Origin of the sequence: Vibrio rotiferianus CAIM 577 = LMG 21460 (assembly GCF_002741985.1) — a bacterium.
Classification (GTDB): Bacteria; Pseudomonadota; Gammaproteobacteria; order Enterobacterales; family Vibrionaceae; genus Vibrio; species Vibrio rotiferianus.
In genome coordinates this window covers 34173-40515 of record NZ_APHW01000006.1, presented here as the reverse complement: position 1 = coordinate 40515, position 6343 = coordinate 34173, and the positions used below count along the sequence as shown (strand labels likewise).

At 44.3% G+C, this 6343-nt stretch carries 4 protein-coding genes and 1 pseudogene; 4 read left to right on the top strand and 1 reads right to left on the bottom strand.

Annotation, left to right across the window (positions count from 1 at the left end; genetic code table 11):
- The coding region (locus tag B853_RS02890) for an EcoRII N-terminal effector-binding domain-containing protein (RefSeq protein ID WP_282957143.1) at positions 1-337 on the bottom strand (337 nt) is incomplete at its 3' end.
- A 178-nt stretch (positions 338-515) separates the two neighbouring features.
- Between B853_RS02890 and dcm the strand changes: the two genes are divergently transcribed.
- The 4 genes and pseudogenes from dcm (at position 516) to B853_RS02870 (ending at position 6288) form a co-directional block, all read left to right on the top strand.
- Positions 516-2237, top strand: coding sequence for a DNA (cytosine-5-)-methyltransferase (dcm, locus tag B853_RS02885; protein WP_038885274.1), 1722 nt, complete (start codon positions 516-518; stop codon positions 2235-2237).
- Between the two features lie 295 nt (positions 2238-2532).
- The gene (locus B853_RS02880; RefSeq protein WP_038885273.1) at positions 2533-3426 is read left to right on the top strand and encodes a LysR family transcriptional regulator; all 894 of its coding nucleotides are present in this window, start codon (positions 2533-2535) and stop codon (positions 3424-3426) included.
- Between the two features lie 99 nt (positions 3427-3525).
- Positions 3526-5567: pseudogene (locus tag B853_RS02875) on the top strand (FUSC family protein).
- A 145-nt stretch (positions 5568-5712) separates the two neighbouring features.
- Positions 5713-6288, top strand: coding sequence for a DedA family protein (locus tag B853_RS02870; RefSeq protein ID WP_038885272.1), 576 nt, complete (start codon positions 5713-5715; stop codon positions 6286-6288).
- The last annotated feature ends 55 nt before the right edge of the window (positions 6289-6343 follow it).

Below are 6343 nucleotides of genomic sequence, written 5' to 3'. Positions count from 1 at the left end.
GTGTTCTCATGATCTTGTAATGGCGAATGGCGTCCCCCCCCACTGCGTTACTCTCATCATTTCGAGTTCCATCGAAAAACTTATTGTTATAGTAAATAGCTCTAACTTGTCTTTCGGGAAAATCATGAGAAGATGTGATTGCAGTTAGATAATGATCTGGGTTCTTCTCACCCGTGCGGTTTATAGAAGGGAAAAGATCCACCATATTATCTTTTGGTATGTAAATTCCGACCTGATGAGCGCCTGATGCTCCCGTATCATTTGCCGATAATCTCTTTATATACAATACCCAACTGTTCGTTTCTTTCGACGTCAGCCATTGCTTTACAGCACTCATACCGATTCCCTATAAAATTGCAGGTAACTGGATAAATCTTATCTAAAAAGTGTTCTTTCGCATACGTGTAGTAAGTGCCCATACATACAAAAAACGAATTACCACTGTATATATCGACATGCCTAATGTAGAATGTGTTGATTGAGAGAACTATTACCCCACAAAGTACCCAGGCACAATGGTAGATAAAGTAATCAAACTTGGTGATGAGCTGTACGAAAAGCTACATAGCCAAGACAGACAAGAAAGCTCACAGCTTCTTAAGTTGCTGATTGAGATATATGATCAGAAGAATCTGGCTATAAAACTAAACGAACTCGGTTTTAAAACTGATCGTAAATCACTAAGTTCATGGAAAAAAGATCCATCAAGTTGCTCTTTGTCACTAAGTGAAAATGAACGCAACTATATCGAACAAAACTTGCTGCCAAGCCAACCTAAACACTGGGAAAATGAGCAATTCACATTTATCGATCTCTTCGCTGGTATTGGTGGCCTGAGAAAGGGCTTTGAAGACATTGGAGGCAAATGCCGATTTACCTCAGAGTGGGACGACAAAGCAAGGCGTACATATTTGGCAAATCACTATGTTGACAAGACTGAACTGCCTTATTTTCTTGATGAAGCAACAGAAAACCCTGAAAAGAATCGTGATTTTATGGATATTACGAAAATCACTCTCAGTGGAGAAAGCTCTGTTTCTGACGAAGATAAACTTAGACATATTAGAAAGCATATACCGAAACATGATGTTCTTTTGGCTGGCTTCCCTTGTCAGCCCTTCTCACTCGCAGGAGTTTCCAAAAAGAACTCTCTAGGCAGATCTCATGGGTTTGATTGTGAAACTCAAGGTACATTATTTTTTGATGTTGAGAAGATTATCGAAGCAAGAAAGCCTAAGTTTTTTGTTCTTGAAAATGTTAAGAACTTAAAAAGCCATGATAAGGGGAACACGTTTGCTGTAATTGTTAGAACTCTTGACCGCCTTGGCTATTGGGTTTCTGATATTTCCAACGAACACGATGATATTGAACAAGCAATTGAAATAGTTAGAAAGCGAAAGCCAGACCCAGTAATTATCGATGGCGCTAGTTTCCTGCCTCAACATCGTGAGCGTGTTGTGCTTGTAGGTGTTCGTAAAGATCTTTCTGTGGACAAAAGCAAACTATCACTAAGGAATGTGCAGAAACCTTCGGTGAGAATTCCCTTAAAAGATATACTTTGTGACCTATCAGAGGAGGAGCGTGATAAATACACACTCACGCCTAACTTATGGAATTATTTATACAATTATGCTCTTAAGCACCAAACCCAAGGAAATGGTTTTGGGTTTGGGTTGGTAGATCCTAACAATCTTAATACAGTCACACGAACATTATCTGCCCGATACCACAAAGATGGCTCGGAGATATTAATTAACGATAAAAGCCTCGAGACAGATTACCTTGACCAATGCAAACCTGACTGTATCAATAAAATCAAAAATCGTAATGATTACGTTGCAGGTCAGCTAAAAAACTACGTCATTTCATCTCCAGAAGCTACTCCAGCAGAGATCAAGAGGTTCACCAAAACATTAGAAGATAAGTATAACGAAGAGCATGGTCGATACGTTGATACAACATTATTTGACCCTGAGTACAAAACACCTAGACGTTTAACACCACGCGAGTGTGCTCGCTTAATGGGTTTCGAAAAACCAGTAAAGTATCGTCAAAACGGTGATACAGACTTCAATATTGTTTGTGCCGATACAAGTGCTTATAAGCAATTTGGCAACTCGGTTATTGTCCCTGTCTTCAAAGCGGTTGCGGAGCTTCTCAGCCCGCTGATCACAGAATCTATCGAAGAAGAGCAAACAAAAAATGAAGATAACAATATCGGTTCAACTGCAGCTTAGGGAGTTGACCCCAAATGAATAAATTGGTTAATACTGAACTATAGCGAAGTCAGCCGAACACACTTGATTAAGCATTAGTGTCGGTGCTTAAGTTCGGTACTAAAAGCTAAGCAGCAGTTTTAATTAGGTTTAAAATATACTCCTGCCAGCCCACCAAACGTTTGGAAAGGGCCAACTCGAAAGGGTTGGCCCTTTTTATATCTGCGATTTGTATCCCCCCCCTCAACTCATCGCTTTGATTCCAAGCCAAAATCTCTTAGTCTGTGGTTAAGCATTCATCAATGGACATGAGATCATGCTAAAAGGCAGTGAATACCCTTCTATTCGTGCACTTCGAACCTTTGTGGCGGTTGCTAACCAGCTGAGTTTTTCTAAAGCGGCAGAGAGTTTGTGCGTGACTCAAGGTGCCGTGAGCAAACAAATTGCGACGTTAGAGCAACTGGTTGGGCTGCCATTAATTCAGCGTGGTCTCAATGGTATTGAGCTCACAGAAGAAGGAAAACGTTACTTACCCAAGGTGACCGAAGCGTTGGAGATCATCCAACATGCCACGGCAAGCTTGATTCAAACCGACACAGAGCAAGAATTATTGGTGGTCGATGTCACGCCTTCTTTCGCCAGTTTGTGGTTGGTACCGAACATTGATGCCTTCCATCAAAACCACCCTGATATCCGCGTTAAAGTGCGTACCAGTGATGGTCCAATAAATCAGTTAGACGTAGACAGCGACATCACAATCCGTTGCCTTCCTCTCTCCAGTCACTACGAACATGGTCGATTGTTGCGTCAAGAAACGCTGCTGCTAACGGGCTCATCAAGTTCTTCAACGTGTAACGACAAACAATCCATTACGGATTTCGCTTTTATTCCTCAAACGACGCGCCCGCAGTTGTGGGAGCAGTTCAAACTAGAACAATCTCTGCAAAGCGCGATTCATTATCACCCTGTCGGTCATGAGCATTTCTATCTTTCTTATGAAGCGGTAAAGCTTGGCAAAGGGCTTGCCCTCCTGCCTGATTTTATGGTGCAACAGCCAATGTCGAGAGATGAGGTCTACCACATCCAGCAACTGAGTATGCTTAGCCATTATGGCTATTACGTATTTGTGCCGAACTACCGCCTAGCGGCGCGAAAAGTCTCGCTGTTCAATGATTGGCTATTTACTCAGCTTGGAGGAGGAGTCGGTTAGATAACGACTCCGCTTCAATTTTTCAATCTGTGGTTGAAGCCAGCACATCAAAAGATATTCGCGTTACACTGAAAGTGTTGCCAACTGTAATGAGGGTTTATAACGTTATCTCCTGCCTTTCTGCGTAAAATCTGGTACTCCCCTTCAGTCAACCTTGGTCTGCGTGCCACCAGCGCGATTGTTCTGTTCATGGGGTTGGGTGTGCTATTCAACCAAATCAATCTCGCCATGACGGCTTTAATGACCATGCCCGCAGCATTGATCAGTGGTTTAGACACTGCCGGCCCTAGGCGCTGGACACGCTTTACGATTACCGCTTTCAAGTGGAGCATTACGCTCGTCACCAGTTATGCCCTGCTGAATATGGGCTTGCCACTGTGGCTGACTTACGGTGTGATGGGAGCAGTATTGGCGAGTACAGCAGTGAATGGTCCGTTTTGGGGACGTCTGGCATGTCGAGCTTACTGATCGCGGTCGTGAGCTTGTCACTACATAATTCCAGCGCGGTACTTGGTCTCTATCCTATGTTGGTGTTGGGACCACTCACTTTTGCGCTGTTCAGTTGGCTTTGGTTTGCCTTATGGAAACATTACGCGCTGCGTATTTGTCTTTCTGCGATTTACGAGACGCTAGCGGACTACATTCAATATCGCCAAGCTTTCTTGCTTGGAAGCGAAAACGATGCTCCGAAACGACGCATCAAATATCAGTTGATTGAACTGTTCCAACAAGCGCTGCAATCATAATCTTTTCGCTCTAAACATGAAGATGCCAACTCTCTACGTCAGGCTTTGTTTTTGGCGCTCGATACATTTGAAGTCGTCTTGAGTAGCCATACCAGCAACCCTGACCTGCTCAAGCAATTTCAATCCAGTAAACCGAAGCGAGATCTGCTCTTGGTTTGGAGCCAGCACTGTCAGCAAAGATTAAGACACAAAGCCAAGCAGCTTTTGCATAACACGCATGAAGAGATGGAACACTTGAGCTCACTAGAGCAGGAAGCCCATGATTTGATTGAGGCGGTGAAGCTAGAAGACCAACCTCGCTTTCGCTACTGGGCATACGCGGTCAAGCATATTTCTCGTCGTATTGAGCTCAATGAACCCGCTTATGAACGCTCCTTTGAGGTGCAACCATTCGAGCTGTCTTTTCGTTTACCAAGTCAAGGCAACCCGATTTGGCGCCACGTGACGCGCGTTGGTTTGATGTTTGCTCTTGGCGCTGGGATTGCCGAATACTTTGAATTGATTCGCCCGGATTGGGTGTTGATTTCCATGTTGATGGTCATTCAACCGAGTTTCTTGGCCACCCGCAGTAAGACTTGGCAACGCTGTTTAGGTACAGCGCTTGGGGTATTGTTCGCCACCTCATTGATTCATCTAGGCGTACCAACGACCATCCTGTTTGTGTTGATCGCAGTCCTATTACCCATCGCAATGCTCAATATTATGCGTCATTACTCGCTGGCGATTGGCTGTATTACCGCACTGTTGACTTTGGTTTATCAGACCATGGCACACCAAGGGCTCGACTTTGCCGCACCGCGCTTGATCGACAATGTCGTCGGTGGCGCAATAGTCTTGCTCGGTTATGGTTTATTGTGGCCACAATGGCGAGGCAAAGAAATTCACACTCAAGCATTAAAAGCGCTCGATAGTTCAAAAAGCTTATTTGTGTATTGCTATGAGCAGTTACAAGTCGACACAGAGCAACGTGATCACATGGCGCTCACTAAGCAACGTGCCGCCATGCTCACCGCTGAAAGCGATCTTGAACTGATTTACAACGAAATGCAGCAAGAGCCAAGACACACTCGCGCCGATCCGCATTATTATGAAGATATGTTGAGCCATTATCGCTTGTTGAGTCACTACCTTTGCTTGCTGCTCCCTCTAGTGAGAGCGGGCACCCATTACCATGGCTCACCGCAAGTCGAGCGCCTGATTCATGATGCGATGGATGCGTTGATCAGTACGATTCGTGACAATCGTGTTCATGAGCTGCCAGCACTGAGCAATAAAACCGATGCGAATCATCCCTCCTCGACCACGGGTCAGCGCTCCGTCGAAGAGATCATCTGGCTAGCATTGATGACAATTAAGCAAATGCACGACTTAGTAAGGCGCAATCTAAGAGACTAAATACGCGCCACTATTATCAACGGAATGTCAGATTTTACTGACGGAGAACAACGTCGATTGACCAAGCGAACTAACAGGAGTATCACTCCAGCTTCGTTCCACTTTTGTTAGAGGAAAGCGTTTGGAACACATAAATGAATTATTGATGGCGATGAAGCCGCTGCTTGAGCAATATGGCTATCTCGCCCTTATCGTCAGCATCTTTCTTGAAGGCATTGGTATTCCGATGCCGGGGCAATCACTGATGATTGCAGCGTCTATCATCTCATCTGAGCATGTCATGAACCTTAGCTTAGTGATGATAGTCTCTTGGTTGAGTTGCTTTTTTGGCAACACGTGCGGCTACCTGATTGGCTATTACTTTGAAGGTTGGTTAGATAAAAAAGGCTACATATCTGGCCCTAAAATGCAGAAGTTACAAAGTTCAATTCAAAGGTACGGTCCCGCTTGTTTAGTCGTCAGTCGTTTTGTTGAAGGAATGAAGCAGTTTATGCCACTTGCTTGTGGCATTGCCAAGATGCCACGTAAAGAGTTCCTATTAGGAAACGCTCTCGCAACGACCATTTGGGTTGCCGTGTTCAGTTTGCTCACTAACTTTGCGTTTGAGCACTTAAGCGTTCTCAGCCAATTCTACACCGAGCATCGTTACCTGATTTGGTCGAGTGCAGCGTTACTGTTTTCACTGATGATCTTCGCGCTTCTCAAACGAAAAAAAGCGTAAATGCTCTAAACCAATATAATTCCACAAAGGCTCACGGTATCAATAAGATATGTTA

What these genes read in the sequence shown, in the direction of transcription:
- dcm (WP_038885274.1), top strand. Translation starts at nt 516, where the DNA reads ATGGTAGATAAAGTAATCAAACTTGGTGATGAGCTGTACGAAAAGCTA.
- B853_RS02880 (WP_038885273.1), top strand. Translation starts at nt 2,533, where the DNA reads ATGCTAAAAGGCAGTGAATACCCTTCTATTCGTGCACTTCGAACCTTT.
- B853_RS02870 (WP_038885272.1), top strand. Translation starts at nt 5,713, where the DNA reads ATGGCGATGAAGCCGCTGCTTGAGCAATATGGCTATCTCGCCCTTATC.